The following is a 15,278-nucleotide window of genomic DNA, read 5'->3' as shown; positions in this document are numbered from 1 at the left end:
CCAAGTCAAGGCTTCCAGGCGTTCGGGCCTCGGAAGCGTGGAGCTGTCCCGTAGTCGGAAGTCAGCGTGCGGCGAGGCGCGCTTCTTCCTCAGCCTCGGGGTCTTCCTGCAGTTCTTCCGCTGCCTTGCGCAAGCGTTGGAAGCTCAGGCGACTGAGCGGCAGCAGCGCGACGTAAATGACTCCCGCAGCAGCGAGCGCTCCCCATGGATCGGCCACAAGGACGACGGCATAGGCGCAGGCGCTTAGCATGACCGGCAGTACGAATTTTGCAGGAATCTTGAAGTTCTTGAACGACCACACCGGCAGGGTGGAGACCAGCAGAAACGCGGTGCTGATCAACGTTACGATGGGCAGAAAGGGCAATCGCGTGAGATCGTAAACGTCGTCATACCCCAGCTTGTTCGCCTCAAGCCCCAGGAAAAGTGGAAACAGCGCCAATCCTGCGCCCGCCGGAGCGGGGACGCCGGTGAAGAAGTTGCTGGCGTATTTCGGCTTGTCGTCCTCTCCATCGAGGCTGGCGTTGAAGCGGGCGAGGCGTAACGCCATGCAGACAGTGAACATGATGCACGGCAGGAAGGCGTATCGCCCTGCATCCTTCAGCGCCCAGAGATAAAGCACGAAAGACGGCGCGACGCCGAAGCATAGGAAGTCGGAAAGACTGTCGAATTCAGCGCCAAATCGCGTCGCGCCGCGCAACAGGCGCGCGATTCGTCCGTCCAGCCCATCAATGACGGCGGAGATCAGAAGCGCGATCGCTGCGTCATGAAACCGTCCATCCAGCGCGAAACGCATGCCCATCAGACCGCCGCAGAGGCCGAGCATGGTCAGCAGGTTGGGTATCAGGCGATTGAATGAAAGCCCCCGAACCCGCGCGCGCCGGGCCCGGACCCGCCGAAGACGGCGTCGGCGGCGAAGCCGGGCTTGCTGCGTCAGTTCGGACATGACGATGCTCTCGCCGTGCGAGCCCGGTGCGCTTGTCGGACCAGCGTCATGCAAGGCCGTCTTCCGAGGTGACGAAGATCATGGCCCGATGCGCCGGCTGCTGTCGGCAGGCCATGGGAGGGGATCATCCGTCGAGCTGCGCCATGACGGTTTCGCCCCCGATCATCGTCTGACCGGCTGAGACCAGCGGGGTGACGCCGGGGGGAAGATAGAGGTCCGTCCGCGAGCCAAAGCGGATCAGCCCAAAACGCTCGCCCGCTTCCAGCGCGTCGCCCGGCTTCACCGAGCAGACGATGCGGCGCGCGATGAGGCCAGCGATCTGCACTACGGCGACCATGCGACCGTCGGGAAGCACGATGCTGATGGCGTTGCGTTCGTTCTCGGTGGACGCCTTGTCGAGGCTGGCGTTCAGGAACTTGCCGGGGTGGTAGGCGACGCGCGCGACCGAGCCAGCGACCGGCGAGCGGTTCACGTGCACGTCGAGGACCGACAGGAATGTGGCGATGCGCCAGACCGGCGTGTCGCCCATAGCCAGTTCCACGGGCGGCGCCACCTTTTCCACCGATACGACCCGGCCGTCGGCCGGCGCCACGGCCAGCCCTTCACGCGGCGGCGGAGTGCGTTGGGGGTCGCGGAAGAAATAGAGGCAGAACGCGAAGAAGAGGCCGCTCGCGGTTCCTGCGCCACGGAGGACAGGGCAGTTCAGCCGTCGCCCGAGGTACCGACCGAGAGCGGTCGCCGTTCCGGAGGCCAGCAAAAACCGATAGCTCTCCGGGTGAGGGCGAGCCATTACGAGCTTGATTGAGGAAATGAGCGACATGATCGCGTTCTTGGCGGTTCGCGCTGCGAGAATCAAGTCTCGCAGTACGTGCGAGGGGATCGTTCGTGACTGACGTCGAGCCGCCCAGCTTGCGACGCCCGCGATTTTCTGGTCTGCATCCGCTATTTCTCCGAGGCCGCGCATGGTTTTCATGTGTCTCTGCGGCTTTGATCCTGAGCAGATTCTCCCTTGGGCCGAAGGCTGTGAAGGGCAGGGCGCGCTCCGTAACAAAAAGCCGGGACACCCGTCCGAACCCGTGTCGGGATCCGGTTTCAGTCAGGTGCCGTATGATCCTGTTTCGCTCCACGGCTTACAGCCTCTATCTGGTCGCGCTCACGATTGTCATGGGAGTGCTGGCCTTCCCCATCAGGCTTTTCGCCGCCCGTCTCGCGCTCCCCTATGCGAAGCTCTGGTGCAGATTGCTGATCGGCGGCCTGCGCGTGCTGTGCGGCACGGCCTTCCGGGTGGAAGGGCTGGAGAGGCTGCCGGTGGATGGCGCGTTCCTGATCGCGTCTCAGCATCAATCCGCCTTCGATACGCTGGTCTGGATGACGCTGCTGCCAAAGCCTGCCTATGTGATGAAACAGGAACTCACGCGCATTCCGCTCGTCGGACCGATGTTGCTGCTGACCGGTATGGTCCCGGTCGAGAGAGGCGCGCGCTCCAAGGCCATGCGCAGCTTGTTGAAGGAAACGGCGAAGGCTGCTGCGAACGGGCGTCAGATCATTATTTTCCCCGAAGGGACGCGCGTAGAGCCCGGGGAGAGCGTCCCGTTGAAGCCGGGGGTCGCCGCCATGGCGCGGCATACGTCGCTTCCGGTTTATCCCGTTGCGACCGATTCGGGTCGTTATTGGGGACGCAAAGGATTTTTCAAACGTCCAGGCGTCATCTCCATTGTAATTGGCGAGAAACTGGAGGTGGAGAAGCGTGGAGCCCTGCTCGACGAGATCAGGACAGCATGGCGTGTGGGAGAGCGCAGCATCGCTGGCGAAACGGCTGAGCAGGCGATTTGTCAGACTGCAGGGGGCTGATCTCGCCCGAAGGGCGCCATCGGATGTCACGCTGCGGGCGGCCGGTGGTAGCGGCGTCGAAAGCCCCGCACAACGACTGCTACGGATCATGCGAGCAGGATCAGAGCGGCAAAAGCCAGAAACGCAGCGTCAAATGCGCTCACAATCTCCCAACGTAACCCATGCGCGCCCTTCGCGCCGGGCAGGTCAGTGGCGTTCTGTGGATAACTCTGTGGGAGAAAAGCGGCGAACAGCGCCTTTTTGTCCAGGTCTCCAGCGTAGAGCATTGAAAAACCCGATCGAACGCGGACGGCGCATGACGACGTCGAGCGTAAAAAACGCTCGAGAAGCGCTTGGGTCCGCGTTTTTTGGCTGGCGCTCCCTTGCGTCGGAATAACCAGACGTCACATCACGGCGGTGTCACCGTTATCACCGGCATTGAGGGCGAGCATGTGCGCGGGCTGTGGATAAAATCTGGTAAGTGGATTCTGGTCCGGCACGAATTGCGGCCAGAAAATGTAACAACGCCGGTGCATTGGCCGCTGGAGATGTGGCGGCGTGTGAAGTGAGAATCCGCTGGCCTTTGGCGGCCCTGTCCACGCTGGCCTTGTTTGTGATCGCGATGACGCCGATGCCCGGCGGCGAGCGGGCGGCGCTTTCAACGCTCGACGCGCAACGGCAGGATATGGCGCGTCATGGCTGGATTGTCAGTTGGTCCCGTGCGTCAGCGTCGGGTGGTCTTGTCATCCGCCGCGCGACATTGCGTGATGTAAGGATAAGCGGCGTTCTGGATGGAAAGCGCGTGCTCTATGCCGCCGACCGCCTCGACATAAGCACTGACATGTTGCGCCCGCGAAGAGTGTCGGTCGTCCCTGAAGGCGCGCAAGCTGTGGCGTTGTTCGCCCAGCGGTCATCCGGTGAAGCCGAGGGTGTGTTGTTCGCAGCACGCATCATGTGTGATGGCGCTCAGCTTGTTTTGCACATGAACGCAGGCGACGTGGACGCGGCGATCACGGCGTCGAAGTTCACCTTGGAAATCGAACGAAGCCCGGCGTCGTCAAGGCCTGTTGCGTTAGGACTGCGTGGTTTGAAAGCGAGACTCGCCTGGGGAAAAGCGTACCTGGGCATGGCTGGAGACATGTCGGCAAAGACGCTGAGGCTGCCCGTAACAGTGCCCGGGTTGGGTACGCAGGTCGATGGGCTACACGTGGCGGCGTCGATCGGCGGAGATGAAGCTAGCCCGGTGGTCCTGCTGCATTTTGCGCAAGGGACCGTTGGCCCGGTTAATATGCGGCTTTCGGGTCGCCTTGTGCGTGGTCAGGACTGGACGGGTGATTTCGACCTCGTTGGCGTCGGCCTTGCGGCTGCGATCCGCAGAGCTGCGGCAGACGGAGCGGCGTCGCCCACTCTCGCGCGCGTCGCGAGTTTGCTGGACCGGGAATTGGCGGACTTCCAGGGAAGCGAGGTGGCTGCTCCACCCGCCGCGACAGGCGACGATGGACGACGCGCAGCGTCATCCGAATCCGGTGAAAGTGGAGCGCTGATCTCGGTGCCGCTACGTTTGCGGGGGGGCGTGTGGATGCTCGGCGCAGTTCCGCTGGCGGATTTGTCTCCGGCGTTCGACGCCACGCTCCAGCGCTGAAAAAACAGACGTTCGGGAAGCTGACTTGGAGATCTACTTCGCGTGGTCTTTTTCACGTCGGAGATGCGCCAGTGTGTCGATGTCGGGCGCCCGCAGGAAAGGGTTGCAGGCGCGCTCGCTCTCCATGGTGGATGGCACAGTCGGTTCGTTGTGCAACCGAAGCTCGCGAACGTCCTCGGCCCGGTGGATGAGCGCCGTGTTATCGGGATCGACGCGCAGGGCGAAGCGCGCGTTCGATTCAGTGTATTCATGGCCGCAATAGACGAGCGTGGCGCCGGGCAGCGCGTCGAAACGGCGGAGGCTTGCGAACATGTCGGCTGCCGTGCCTTCGAAAAGACGGCCGCAACCAAGGCTAAACAACGTATCGCCGCAGAAAAGTGAAGCCGGAGAGTCAAAGTAGTATGCGATGTGCCCGGCGGTATGTCCCGGCGTCGCGATGACGCGCGCCTCGCAGGCGCCGAACGCGACAAGATCGCCGTCCTGAACCGCGAGATCGAGAGGCGGCAGGCGCGCTTCTTCGTCGGCTGGACCGATCATCTTTGCGCCATACCGGTCGCGCAAGGCTGTCGCGCCGCCCGTATGGTCCGCGTGATGGTGCGTGAGCAGAATAAGGTCGAGCCGCCCGCCATGGGCTTCGATCGCGGCGCGGACAGGGGCTGCGTCTCCGGGATCGACGACGGCAATCTGGCCAGTCTCTTCGTCCCGCAGCAACCAGACGTAATTGTCGCTCAGGACTGGGACGAGGAAAGTAACGATCGGCATGGGACGTGTCTCCGGCGTTGCGGCAGGGTTCGGCCTTCATGGTAGGGTACGCCGCATGCAGCAAGAAGTTCGTACGGCGTCGGAGTTTTATGCGGGTTCTGCAGGGGGCGCCGCCGCGGAGGTGCTGGGAGGGCGGCTTCTTGAGCTATGGCCCGACCTGAGCGGGCTTCGATTGTTGGGACTCGGATTCGCCTCGCCGTTCCTGCCGCTATGGCGTGATAGGGTGGGAGTGTCCGTATCCGCGCGTCTCAATACGCCGTTGACGGCCCGCGCTCCTGTGGAGGGCGGTGGTCATGACTGCGTGGTTGATCCTGCGCAACTTCCCTTCGACGACCTCTCGTTCGATCGCGTACTGCTCATTCATGCGCTGGAGACCACCGACGCCGCGTCGACGCTCTTGCGCGCTGTCTGGAAGTTACTGCGCGACGACGGAAAGTTGCTGTTGGTCGTTCCTAACCGGCGCGGCGTCTGGGCGCTCAACGATGCGACGCCGTTCGGGCAGGGGACGCCGTTCTCGCAACGGCAGATCGCGCGGAGGCTCTCGCAGGCGCTGTTCCATGTCGAACGCCGACAAACCGGTCTGTATCCACCGCCTTTCGGCCGCCTTGCTCGTGGCCGTCCAGGCGTAATCGTTGAGCGTGTCGGGCGGACGCTGTTACCGACCATGGGCGGTGTCGTGATTATGGAGGCGGTGAAAGATCAATGGAGCGGCACGCCATTGCTTGCCAATCCGGGAAGGGTCGAACTCCGGCGTCAGGTTCTGGAGCCAGGTTAAGCGGCTCCGAATGACAGGCTTCATACAAGAGGTCCTGCGGGACACTTTGGCTGACAGGGCCATGATCCGACGTCGGCTGGAGGCCTTCGACCGCGCGCTTTTGGTGGAAGACAGCGCCACGCGCGCACTTGAACGATGGTGCGAAGGTCACGGCGTGACGCCTCCCGCGCGGCTTGTAGCCGAGAAAGCCGGAGAAATATTCTTCGCACAGCCCGATGATGCGTTGTTTTTTCTCAAGCCGCCAGAAGGGGAGCAGATGCGCTGTCGCCGTGTTCGCCTGCACTGCGCCGGGTTGGTGCTGTCGAGTGCGGAGAACTGGTATGTCGCATCCCGTCTCACCCATGGGATGAACGAATGTCTGGATACGTCCGACGAGCCGTTCGGCCGGGTGGTCGCGCCGCTTGCGTTCACCCGCGTCACGGCCAGACGGGAATGGCTCTGGTCCTGGCCATTCTCCGATGCGCCGCCGACCGGGCGGCAGATCGTTGCGCCCGCCGAAATTCTTCGTCATGTAGCGACGTTATTTCGTTCCGACGGTGCGCCGTTCAGCCTCGTCCGGGAAACCTACACCTGCGAAATCCCCGGAGTGTGCGCGTCGGCCATGGACGCATGACAGGCCGGATTTGAGTGTCTTGCGTGACCACTGGCGCTCATCCATGATCGTTCAGCGTCGCGGGCGTGTGGTGAGGCGTGGTTTCTCACTGCTTCGCGGTTTCGCACGGGAAGGCGGAAACGTTTTATGAACAGGGAAACGTCGCGCGCGACTGCCGTCTCTTCTCGAGCGGCTACTGGCGGCGAAGTGCGTCCTCAAGCTGGACAGAGCTGGGCCACTCTGGGGTTTCTCTCGATTCTGTGGGGCGGATCGTTCTTTTTCTACAAGGTATTGGCTCCGTCTCTGCCACCCTTGACGCTCGTGTTCGGGCGCGTTGGCTTCGCGGCCGTGGCGTTGCTGGTGGTTCTTGCCGTCGGCCGGCGAGAGTTTCCTCTTGGCGCCTCGAAAATTGGCTGGTTTCTGGTCCTGGGCGCGTTCAACTGCGCGATTCCGTTTTCCCTCTATGCGTGGAGCGAACGTTTCGTGACCAGCGGCGTGGCCGCGACGCTGAACGCCACGACGCCGATTTTCACGGGGATCGCGATGCATCTGTCGTCGCGTGACGACAGGCTGACTCGCCGGAAAATTATCGGAATCGCCTGCGCCTTCTGCGGGGTCGCCGTATTGATCGGGCGAGATCTTCTCAGTGGATTGTCCCTTTCTGTGCTGCCGGGGGAACTGGCGTGCCTCGGCGCGACGACCTCTTACGCCATTGGCGCTGTCCTGACGCGCAAGCTGCACGGGGTGGCGCCGCTGCAATTGACAACCGGGCAACTTGCCGGCGCAGCGCTTGTGATTCTGCCGCTTGCGCTGCTGCATGACGGCTTCTCAGCGTGGAGGGGGCTTGGCGCGGAAACATGGGCGGCGTGGCTGGGAATCGCGTTGCTGAGCACTGCCCTCGCATATCTGATCTTTTTTAGAATCCTGACGGTCCACGGCGCCAATCAGGCCGTGCTGGTGACCTTTCTCGTGCCGGTAAGCGCTCTTGCGATGGGGGCGCTTCTGCTGGGTGAAACCCTGAAGTGGAACACTCTGGCAGGAGCGGTGCTGATCGGCTGCGGTCTGGCCGTCATTGATGGGCGATTGTTGCGTCGTCTATGGCGGCGGGAAGCGCCGTGCCCAAGTTAAGGGCACCGCCGGATCACATCGCACGCGTGAGAGGGCTATGGCGAGTCTGCGTCCGCAGCATGGCGGAAGAAACGCACCGGCGCCACGAAGGCCAAAAGCAGTTTGTTATATTCCAGTAAGAGCAAATGCAGGGTCGAAGGTCTGAACGGCTGACGTAACGCCGGGGATTGCACCGGAAAGGGATGCAACTCCAGACCGGGCATGGTTCGCGACAGTTCAAGCAGGGCGCGCCGCATATGATAACCTGCAGTGACAACTATAAGGCTATCGATATGATGATCCGCCACCCATGTCGCGGTTTCGAATGCGTTTCCGGCGGTGGATGATGCGCGCCATCCGAGTGTGATACGCGCGGCGAGATCTGGTTGCAGGGACGCGGCTACGTCCTTCAGGCGCACCTGCTGATCGACGCCGGAAATCAGCAGACGTTTACCAAATCCTTCGCGCAGGAGGTCGATCGAGGCGTCCACTCGTCCCGTCCCGCCGGTGAGCGCCACGATCCCGTCGCACACTGGCGGAGACGCGCCAAGTCTCAGTGCGTCGAATGCGAACCATACGAACCCGCTGATCCAGATGAGCAGCCCGAGGCACAGCGCGGACAGCAACCGAGAGAGTGGTCCGCGCCGCCGGGACGGCGCGATCAGGGAAGACGACGAAGCCATACGCGGACCATCACCTGGGCGGTGATCCAGCCGATGAAAGCGGCGGCGAAGGGCACGACGCCTAGCCCCCACAAAAGCGCCGGTGGCGTCTCCCCGCATAGCGTCGCAAATGCGGTCATCGTTTCGGCTATGCTGAAGCCCGTTTCTCCGCTTCCAAAGGTTAGGGCTCCGCCGCCGGAGAGCGGCGCCATAAGGCGTGCGATCCCGGCGAGGGGAGGTAGGGCGAGCAAGGTTCCAACCACGCCGCCCGCCAGAGAAAGGCCTGCCACGCGGCGGGCGAAGCGGCTCGCCACATAGCCGTCAACCGCTCCGAGGCCGTGCAGGATTTCGATGCTTTCCCGACGCGCGCCAAGACCGAGACGCGTCGCCATGGCGATGACGGCCGCCCCGATCGTACCGACAAGAAGGATGGCCAGCGCAGCGCAGGCCAGAAGGCTGCGTGCGATGTCGAGAAGGCGCACGCGCCACTCGTCATTGCGTTCGATCAGTGAGCCAGGCGCGATTTGGGCGATGGAGGCGATCACGTTGGTGGATAGCGCCGCACCGCGAGAGAGATGAACCTCTATGACCGCTGGTAGCGGCAGTGCGGACGCTCCGGCTGCGCCGAGCCATGGAGCAAGCAGCCTGTCGATTTCGCTAGCGTTCAGGCGATGGACCAGCTGCGTGTCGGGCGACGCCTGCAAGACAGCTTCGATGGCGGTTGCCCGGGTCATGTCAGGCGTCGCGGCAGTTTTACTGCCGCTCTGTTTCTCCGGCTGAGAGGCTGGGAACTGAGCAGTTTGCGCAGATGAGGCGTCGGAGGCTCCGTCCTTATGCGCAGTGGCCTCACCCATGCTCGTCGCCGACCCGGCAGTTGTGTCGGCAGCCGGTTTCTCGGGGTCCGGCACCTGCACTGTCACCAGATTGGCTGCGCCTGCGGCCCAACGGGACGACAAGGCGCGCGCGCCGACGGCGCCTGCGTAGGTGAGGCTGGCGAGAAGACTCATTGCCGCCACCATCGCCAGAAGACTTCGGTCGGGCAGCGCGCGCGATAGCGCAAGTCCGTCTCTGCGGCGCCCCTTCGCTTCGCTCATCGGTCGCCCCGTCCCGCGCCCGTCCACAGCGCCTGTCGCAGACATCTTTCCTGCGGCGTCATGGCGCGTTCGATTCATCGCTGGTCAGGCGACCACGCTCAAGACGCAGTGCCGGGGCGGGAAAGCGCCGTACAAGAGCATCGTTGTGGGTTGCGACGATTACGGTGGCGCCAAGGGTGGACACTTCGCGCAACATGCCGACGATGCGGCTGGACTGGGATTCTTCCAGCGCGTTGGTCGGCTCGTCGGCAAGAACCACGCCAGGGCGTGCGATGACCGCGCGTGCGATGGCCGCTCGCTGCTGCTCGCCGCCCGACAGCTCCGCAGGTAAGGCGTCGCTGCGCTCCGACAGACCGACCCAACGCAGAATGGCGGCGACCTCGTCTGCAACTGCGGCTTCGTCCCGCCGTTCCAGACGCAGCGGAAGGGCAACGTTGTCGCTGATTGAGAGTGTGGGCATCAGTCGGAAGTCCTGATGCACCATACCTACACGTTGACGCAGCCGTGCAAGCGTCGCCCGTTTCACGTCGACGCCCACATGGGTTCCGAGGATTTCGAGCTCTCCGGATTGCGGCAGGGCTTCAAGATGGAGAAGGCGCAGCAGAGATGATTTTCCTGCCCCGGATGGCCCCAGAAGCCAACGGAAACCACCCTGCGGCACCGAAAACGTCACGCTGGAGAGTGCTGTGGCCGCATCCGTACCTCGCCCGACCGCAGCGCGTCGCGTGGGCGATCCATATCGCCAGGTGACGTTGCTCAGGCGGATCATCTAGGTATACGTCTCAGAATGGTGTTAACTGATATTTTATAAGACGGCACAGTAGAGCATAACGCGGAGAAACGAAGCCTGTCGATGGGAAGCCTCCCCGAGCCCGATGAAGGCGACGTTGTTTAGAAATTAGGAACAGGTTCTGGTCATAGTAGTGATGCGAATTACGGCGACGCGGGGAAGGTTCGTCCGTAGCGCCAGAGAGGAAGCCGGATGCTGATCGTATGCCCGTCCTGCGGCATCAAGTACAATGTGCCCGCGTCATTTTTGCGGAAAGACCGGACCCTTAAATGCTCCGGCTGCGGCACGGATTGGGTTGTACCGGCCATCCCACGGGAGAGAACCGACACAGAAGAGGCGCGCTCGACGAACGCCGCCAGCCCGACGGCCGAGAATACGGTCGAAGCGGGGGTTGAGCCGACAAATGAGGCCGGCGGAGATGCAGGTGCGGCGACTGAGGGAAAGACGTCTCCTGTCGACGGCGCTTTAGATAAAGTTGCCGAGGACGCGCCGTCCGCAGGTCAGGCCGATGTTTCTACCGCCGAAGTTTTTACGTCTGCTCAGCCAGAGGCAAACGCGGGTGAGGTCGCATCCGACGCCGGCAGCGACCACGGGAACGTCGAAGTCTCCTCTGTAGATGACAACGCCACAGATCATGCCTTCACCACGGAGTCGTCGGGTGCGGATTTCGATTCAGGCGAAGATCACGCTGAGGACGATGGCGATGCTGCGCTGCAAACTCATGCGCAGGTGGAAGCGGAGCCGGATCTTCTAGACGAAGCGACCGAAATTACCGCCGAGCCGACCGTTTCGGCGCGAACGGATGGCGACACCTCGGATGAGAGTGGCGAAACTGCCCTGGTCACCCAAGTTCAGGCTGACCATGTTTCGTCCTCCGCTCATGACGGCGAGGTCGAAGACTCTGCGTTGTCTGGCGCTGAGGCGATTGAAGATGCGGTCGGTGTGGACGACGGCTCAAGGGATGAAACGACGAGATCGGATGCCGCACCGGTTGAAGATGAGGCGGTCGCTGAAGAAGTGGCCTCCAGTCATGAGCCCACGACCGCCGATCAAGTCGCGCATCCGGCTGAAGGTGTGGGAGAACTGGTTGCTGAACGGTCGAGCGACGACGACTATGAAGCACCGTTCGAAGTATCGGAAGATGAAGAAGCGCATGTTTCTGAGCTCGACGCGCCTCACGCAGAGCCGGATGCGGTCCAGCCGGAGCCGACGCTTCATGGGATGGACGAATTTCCAGGCGAAAGCTTGGAATCCGCCGATACTCATCATGAGGAAAATCTCGGCGCCGAGATTCGGTCTGACGAGCAGGTCTTAGAAGCGTCGGCTGCGGCAACAGACGGAAGCTTCGGCTCGGCCACGTCCAGTGACGATGGTCAGGAGTTGACGGAACCGCTGAACGCCGACTTGCCGCACGATATTCATAGTGTTTCCGGCGCGGAGGATGAGCGGCAGGCCGAGGCGTCAGATCACGACGACCTCGCCGAGGTTGTTCATAACGAATTCCACGAAACTCGTGACGGCGAAGTGTTGGTTGAGGACGTCGATTTTGCTGCGCTCGACGAACGCCAGGTTGGGAGTCATGAGGCTTACGCCGATAATAAGGCGCAGCTGGAACAAGACGCCCTCCATGATAGCGCTGATGTCCCTCCCGATAGTCACGACGTCGCGTCAGTGGTGACAGATGAGTGGGCAAGTGAGTCTCTTGATCATTTGCCCAGCGGAATGTCCCACTTGGACGAGGCGGCTCTAGACGACTGGGAGTCGAAACAGGCGCATGGGGAGCATGAGCGCGCCGAACTCGCTGACTTGGATAACGCTGTGTCGGGCTTTGCAGGTGAGCCCGAACCTTCGACACAGCCGGAAGCCCCCACACCCGCAATCAACGAACAGCCGGTACACGGGGCGTTCGATGATGTGGTGACACGTCTGCGAGCGGCGCGAATGGGCCGCGCGGCGGTGGAATCAGCCTATGCGGAAGGGTTGGAGGCTCAATCTCGTGCGGCGGAGCCTCCGCCGTCTGCAGAGAAGGAAGTTGAAGCTCCGGCGGCAGTACCGTGGATTCCATCATGGAGCCGCACTCTCGACGAATCTTCGGTGGAGCATGCCGAAGAACATTATGCGACGCCGCAAACGGATCACGGGGAGGATCTGGAAGCGAATAGGCCTGTATGGGCCTCCTTCGATACGGATGAACCAGATGACGAGGAGGAGTATTTTACTTCCTCGGATCATGAACCTTTCAATCTTCACGCCACACGGGAGCCGCCGCCGGGCCCTACGGAAGACATAGCCGCCAAGCTCCGGACAGATATCCTCAGCCGTGGGGGCACGGTGAAGCGCCCTGCTATTGAACGTCCCGAATTCTGGCGAAACGCGTGGGTTGTCAGTGGTGTTTGCGCAGCCGCCAGTGTGATAGCGGTCTGGCGGTGGTTCGGTCCTCTTAGCCATTTATTGCCAGGACTGCGCCTGTTTTGATGTTTGACGTCAAAACAGACGGCGTGAACCAAAGGCTGAGTGCGGTATGTCGCGTGGCTGCGCAGAGATATTGGGAAGCGCCAGCGTAGAGGCAATTTTTGCCGTGCGTCCTGTTGCAAAGCCTCGTCGGGAGGCGAAGTTCACGCTGGTGGCATTAGCAGATTTGGCTGTCAGTTGCCGACCATACCCGTAAGGTTATGTTGTGCAAATTAATGAAATTACAAAATTTTTTTAATAAGCGGATGTTTTTCAGTATTATTTCGTAAAAATTTGGTGTCCACGGCGGGATTCGAACCCACGGCCCCAGGATTCATACCACTTCGGCTTTCGCCGCCGCGTGGCGCAGGCCCCGCGTTCGTGGTCTGGACTGTCCCTTCGCCGTAGGCTGTGAAGCCTGTAGGCGTCGCCCGTCCAGTCTCTACACCTTCCCGTCTCGGAGAGACGGGCTTGGCTCGGGATTGGCACAACCCGAGAGGGTCAAGCGTTCCCCGAATTTGAGCGATTCCGTCGCGTGGTTTCCCCTCGCGACGCCCAATTCAATAGGAATCCTGTGCTCTATCCTGCTGAGCTACGCGGACGACACGCGCCTTTGTATCGACAGCGTCAGCAGATCACAAGTCGTATTCAGTGTTGTCAAAATGGATACGTCGCTCACGTTTACAGCATATGCGGCAGACTGTGTTTGGGCGGATAGCTCAGGCGGACAAATGACGCCGTGGCGTGTCTGCCGTTTGTCGCAGGCACGGGGTGAGGCGTATGTGGACGCTTGGCGTCTATACAAGAATATCGAGAAGAGCGCCCCGTCTTCGGAAGGGGGGAGGTGCGCCGCTAGGCGCGAGCGTAGTTCCGATCGCCCGGGGTTGGGTTTCATCGGAAATTGTGCTGCGCGCGATCACCGTCGTGGACGATTTTACTGTCGCGCGTTTCGAGTCCGTATTGGCGGGAGACGAAAGCAGGCTCAAAAGATCGGTCGAGAGCATCAGAACAGTAAAGTCGAAACGGAAAAAACCCGCCCATTGTGGTAGCGGGAAATCGTTAAGGTTTAGACAATCGTACAATCACTTCCGGACTCCACGTGTAGGACTGTCGTTTACGTGGGAGGATGCAGAGACGCGTTACGGCCGATGGTCGGGGGAACCGTCTCTCGCGTATGCCGACACCGTATTAGGAGCGAAGGCCTTGAGGCTACGCAGGCGAGCCACACATTGGAACACCTGCGCGGTCTGTCTCCTGTGAGCAAGAGAGATTGAACGCCGATTAGAGAGGAGCCGCTTCCTGCCCGATTGCGCGGAGCATCTGAATGCCGGGAAGAATCTTGCCCTCAAGCCACTCGAGGAATGCTCCGCCCGCAGTAGAAACATAGGACATCTCGTGCAAGACGTGCGCGTGGCGTAGCGCGGAGACGGTGTCGCCGCCGCCTGCGACGGTCTTGAGCTTGCCTTCCTTGGTCAGACGGGCGGCTTCCTGCGCTACGGCGTTGGTTCCTTCATCGAACGGGGGCAACTCGAACACGCCGAGGGGGCCGTTCCACACAAGTGTCTTCAGCGAGGCCAGCTTCGATTTCAGCAATGCGATCGTCTCCGGTCCCACGTCGAGCGCCATCCATCCTTCAGGAATGGCCGTGACGGGAACGATTTTGGTCGGCGCGCCCGCCATGAACTCAGAAGCGACGACGACGTCGACAGGCAGCACCAGATCGCACCCGCGTTCGCGCGCCTTGGTCAGGATGGCCTTCGCCGTGTCGAGCATCTCTTCTTCTTTCAGAGATTTGCCGACCGACAGTCCCTGGGCCGCGAGAAACGTGTTCGCCATGGCGCCGCCGACTGCCAGAACGTCGACCTTCTCGATCATGTTGTTGAGCAGGTCGAGCTTGGTTGAGACCTTAGCCCCGCCGATGATCGCGCCAACGGGACGTTCCGGCGCCTCGAGCGCGGTTTCGAGGGCGCCGAGTTCGATTTCCATCAGGCGACCGGCGAAAGATGGCAGGTAATGCGCGACGCCTTCGGTCGAGGCGTGGGCGCGGTGCGCCGCAGAGAACGCGTCGTTAACGTAGACATCGGCCAGAGAGGCCAGAGCCTTCGACATGTCCGGGTCGTTTTTCTCTTCGCCGGGGTAAAAACGGGTGTTTTCCAGCACGACGACATCCCCGTCAGCCATCGCGGCGACCGCTTTCGCGGCGACATCGCCCAGGCAATCCGGCGCGAAGGTTACGCTGTGGCCGAGAGATTTGGCGAGGGCCTCAGAAATCGGGGCCAAAGACATTTCCGGCACGGGCTTGCCTTTGGGGCGGTCGAAATGGCTGACCACGATCACGCGGCCACCCTTGTCGGCCAGTTCCCGGATCGTGGGCGCCAGACGCTCGATGCGGGTCAGGTCGGTAATGGCGCCGTCACGCACCGGCACGTTCAGGTCTGCGCGGAGCAGAATCTTTTTTCCGCGCGGATCAAGAGAATCCAGTGTCTTGAAAGAAAGCGTCGTCATGGAAAAATCCTTCCTGCCCCGCCGGAGCGTCAAGGTGGCGTTTGCGCGCCCGTGCTTAAATTCACAGACGGCCCGCAGGGAAGGGCCGTCGCCCCGCGCGGCCTTCCGTCACGGGAGAGCGCCGA

14 protein-coding genes are annotated in these 15,278 nt (G+C 61.9%); 6 read left to right on the top strand and 8 right to left on the bottom strand.

What is annotated here, in order from left to right; all coding sequences use genetic code 11:
- Positions 1-61: 61 nt before the first annotated feature.
- Positions 62-943, bottom strand: coding sequence for a phosphatidylcholine/phosphatidylserine synthase (locus HK28_RS02480; protein ID WP_086643046.1), 882 nt, complete (start codon positions 941-943; stop codon positions 62-64).
- 124 nt (positions 944-1,067) lie between these two features.
- Positions 1,068-1,916, bottom strand: coding sequence for a phosphatidylserine decarboxylase (locus HK28_RS02475; RefSeq protein WP_255376444.1), 849 nt, complete (start codon positions 1,914-1,916; stop codon positions 1,068-1,070).
- 134 nt (positions 1,917-2,050) lie between these two features.
- Between HK28_RS02475 and HK28_RS02470 the strand changes: the two genes are divergently transcribed.
- Entirely contained in the window at positions 2,051-2,794 is a 744-nt protein-coding gene (locus HK28_RS02470) for a 1-acyl-sn-glycerol-3-phosphate acyltransferase (RefSeq protein WP_086643041.1), read from the top strand.
- Positions 2,795-2,880: 86 nt separating this feature from the next.
- Here HK28_RS02470 and HK28_RS02465 read toward each other — a convergent pair whose 3' ends face one another.
- Positions 2,881-3,060 carry a hypothetical protein gene (locus HK28_RS02465; RefSeq protein ID WP_086643040.1) on the bottom strand — a complete coding sequence of 60 codons (180 nt, stop codon included), beginning with the start codon at positions 3,058-3,060 and terminating at the stop codon, positions 2,881-2,883.
- Between the two features lie 278 nt (positions 3,061-3,338).
- On the opposite strand from HK28_RS02465, the gene HK28_RS02460 reads away from it, so the two are divergent.
- On the top strand, positions 3,339-4,415 hold the full coding sequence (locus tag HK28_RS02460) for a DUF2125 domain-containing protein (protein WP_143217292.1): 1,077 nt from the start codon (positions 3,339-3,341) through the stop codon (positions 4,413-4,415).
- A 33-nt stretch (positions 4,416-4,448) separates the two neighbouring features.
- Here HK28_RS02460 and gloB read toward each other — a convergent pair whose 3' ends face one another.
- The gene (gene gloB, locus HK28_RS02455; RefSeq protein ID WP_086643038.1) at positions 4,449-5,177 is read right to left on the bottom strand and encodes a hydroxyacylglutathione hydrolase; all 729 of its coding nucleotides are present in this window, start codon (positions 5,175-5,177) and stop codon (positions 4,449-4,451) included.
- Between gloB and HK28_RS02450 the strand changes: the two genes are divergently transcribed.
- The 3 genes from HK28_RS02450 to HK28_RS02440 all read left to right on the top strand — a co-directional run bounded on the left by HK28_RS02450 (position 5,176) and on the right by HK28_RS02440 (position 7,672).
- Positions 5,176-5,952 carry a methyltransferase domain-containing protein gene (locus HK28_RS02450; protein WP_086643037.1) on the top strand — a complete coding sequence of 259 codons (777 nt, stop codon included), beginning with the start codon at positions 5,176-5,178 and terminating at the stop codon, positions 5,950-5,952. The genes gloB and HK28_RS02450 overlap by 2 nt on opposite strands.
- A gap of 10 nt (positions 5,953-5,962) precedes the next feature.
- Positions 5,963-6,565, top strand: coding sequence for a hypothetical protein (locus tag HK28_RS02445; protein ID WP_086643036.1), 603 nt, complete (start codon positions 5,963-5,965; stop codon positions 6,563-6,565).
- A 126-nt stretch (positions 6,566-6,691) separates the two neighbouring features.
- Complete coding sequence (locus tag HK28_RS02440; protein WP_086643035.1) at positions 6,692-7,672, top strand: DMT family transporter; 981 nt, start codon at positions 6,692-6,694, stop codon at positions 7,670-7,672.
- 35 nt (positions 7,673-7,707) lie between these two features.
- Here HK28_RS02440 and HK28_RS02435 read toward each other — a convergent pair whose 3' ends face one another.
- Genes HK28_RS02435 through HK28_RS02425 form a run of 3 tightly spaced genes read right to left on the bottom strand, consistent with a single transcriptional unit; the run spans position 7,708 to position 10,176 of the window.
- Positions 7,708-8,334 carry a YdcF family protein gene (locus HK28_RS02435; RefSeq protein ID WP_086643034.1) on the bottom strand — a complete coding sequence of 209 codons (627 nt, stop codon included), beginning with the start codon at positions 8,332-8,334 and terminating at the stop codon, positions 7,708-7,710.
- Positions 8,313-9,452, bottom strand: a complete 1,140-nt coding sequence (locus HK28_RS02430; RefSeq protein ID WP_233140300.1) for an ABC transporter permease — start codon at positions 9,450-9,452, stop codon at positions 8,313-8,315. The genes HK28_RS02435 and HK28_RS02430 overlap by 22 nt, the downstream gene beginning before the upstream one ends.
- 13 nt (positions 9,453-9,465) lie before the next feature.
- Positions 9,466-10,176 (bottom strand): cell division ATP-binding protein FtsE, encoded by a 711-nt coding sequence (locus HK28_RS02425; RefSeq protein WP_086643033.1) that lies wholly within the window; start codon positions 10,174-10,176, stop codon positions 9,466-9,468.
- 213 nt (positions 10,177-10,389) lie between these two features.
- On the opposite strand from HK28_RS02425, the gene HK28_RS02420 reads away from it, so the two are divergent.
- Positions 10,390-12,672 (top strand): zinc-ribbon domain-containing protein, encoded by a 2,283-nt coding sequence (locus tag HK28_RS02420; protein WP_086643032.1) that lies wholly within the window; start codon positions 10,390-10,392, stop codon positions 12,670-12,672.
- Positions 12,673-13,929: 1,257 nt separating this feature from the next.
- Here the strand turns inward: HK28_RS02420 and HK28_RS02415 are convergent.
- The gene (locus HK28_RS02415) at positions 13,930-15,153 is read right to left on the bottom strand and encodes a phosphoglycerate kinase (protein WP_086643031.1); all 1,224 of its coding nucleotides are present in this window, start codon (positions 15,151-15,153) and stop codon (positions 13,930-13,932) included.
- Positions 15,154-15,278 lie beyond the last annotated feature (125 nt).

Origin of the sequence: Acetobacter sp. DsW_063, assembly GCF_002153745.1 — a bacterium.
In the GTDB taxonomy this organism is placed as follows: domain Bacteria; phylum Pseudomonadota; class Alphaproteobacteria; order Acetobacterales; family Acetobacteraceae; genus Acetobacter.
This window is presented reverse-complemented; position numbering and strand designations above follow the sequence as displayed.

Bases quoted from the DNA above. Each gene is read 5' to 3' on its own strand.
- HK28_RS02480 (WP_086643046.1), bottom strand. From the start codon at position 943: ATGTCCGAACTGACGCAGCAAGCCCGGCTTCGCCGCCGACGCCGTCTT.
- HK28_RS02475 (WP_255376444.1), bottom strand. From the start codon at position 1,916: ATGAAAACCATGCGCGGCCTCGGAGAAATAGCGGATGCAGACCAGAAA.
- HK28_RS02470 (WP_086643041.1), top strand. From the start codon at position 2,051: ATGATCCTGTTTCGCTCCACGGCTTACAGCCTCTATCTGGTCGCGCTC.
- HK28_RS02465 (WP_086643040.1), bottom strand. From the start codon at position 3,060: ATGCTCTACGCTGGAGACCTGGACAAAAAGGCGCTGTTCGCCGCTTTT.
- HK28_RS02450 (WP_086643037.1), top strand. From the start codon at position 5,176: ATGGGACGTGTCTCCGGCGTTGCGGCAGGGTTCGGCCTTCATGGTAGG.
- gloB (WP_086643038.1), bottom strand. From the start codon at position 5,177: ATGCCGATCGTTACTTTCCTCGTCCCAGTCCTGAGCGACAATTACGTC.
- HK28_RS02445 (WP_086643036.1), top strand. From the start codon at position 5,963: ATGACAGGCTTCATACAAGAGGTCCTGCGGGACACTTTGGCTGACAGG.
- HK28_RS02440 (WP_086643035.1), top strand. From the start codon at position 6,692: ATGAACAGGGAAACGTCGCGCGCGACTGCCGTCTCTTCTCGAGCGGCT.
- HK28_RS02435 (WP_086643034.1), bottom strand. From the start codon at position 8,334: ATGGCTTCGTCGTCTTCCCTGATCGCGCCGTCCCGGCGGCGCGGACCA.
- HK28_RS02430 (WP_233140300.1), bottom strand. From the start codon at position 9,452: ATGTCTGCGACAGGCGCTGTGGACGGGCGCGGGACGGGGCGACCGATG.
- HK28_RS02425 (WP_086643033.1), bottom strand. From the start codon at position 10,176: ATGATCCGCCTGAGCAACGTCACCTGGCGATATGGATCGCCCACGCGA.
- HK28_RS02420 (WP_086643032.1), top strand. From the start codon at position 10,390: ATGCTGATCGTATGCCCGTCCTGCGGCATCAAGTACAATGTGCCCGCG.
- HK28_RS02415 (WP_086643031.1), bottom strand. From the start codon at position 15,153: ATGACGACGCTTTCTTTCAAGACACTGGATTCTCTTGATCCGCGCGGA.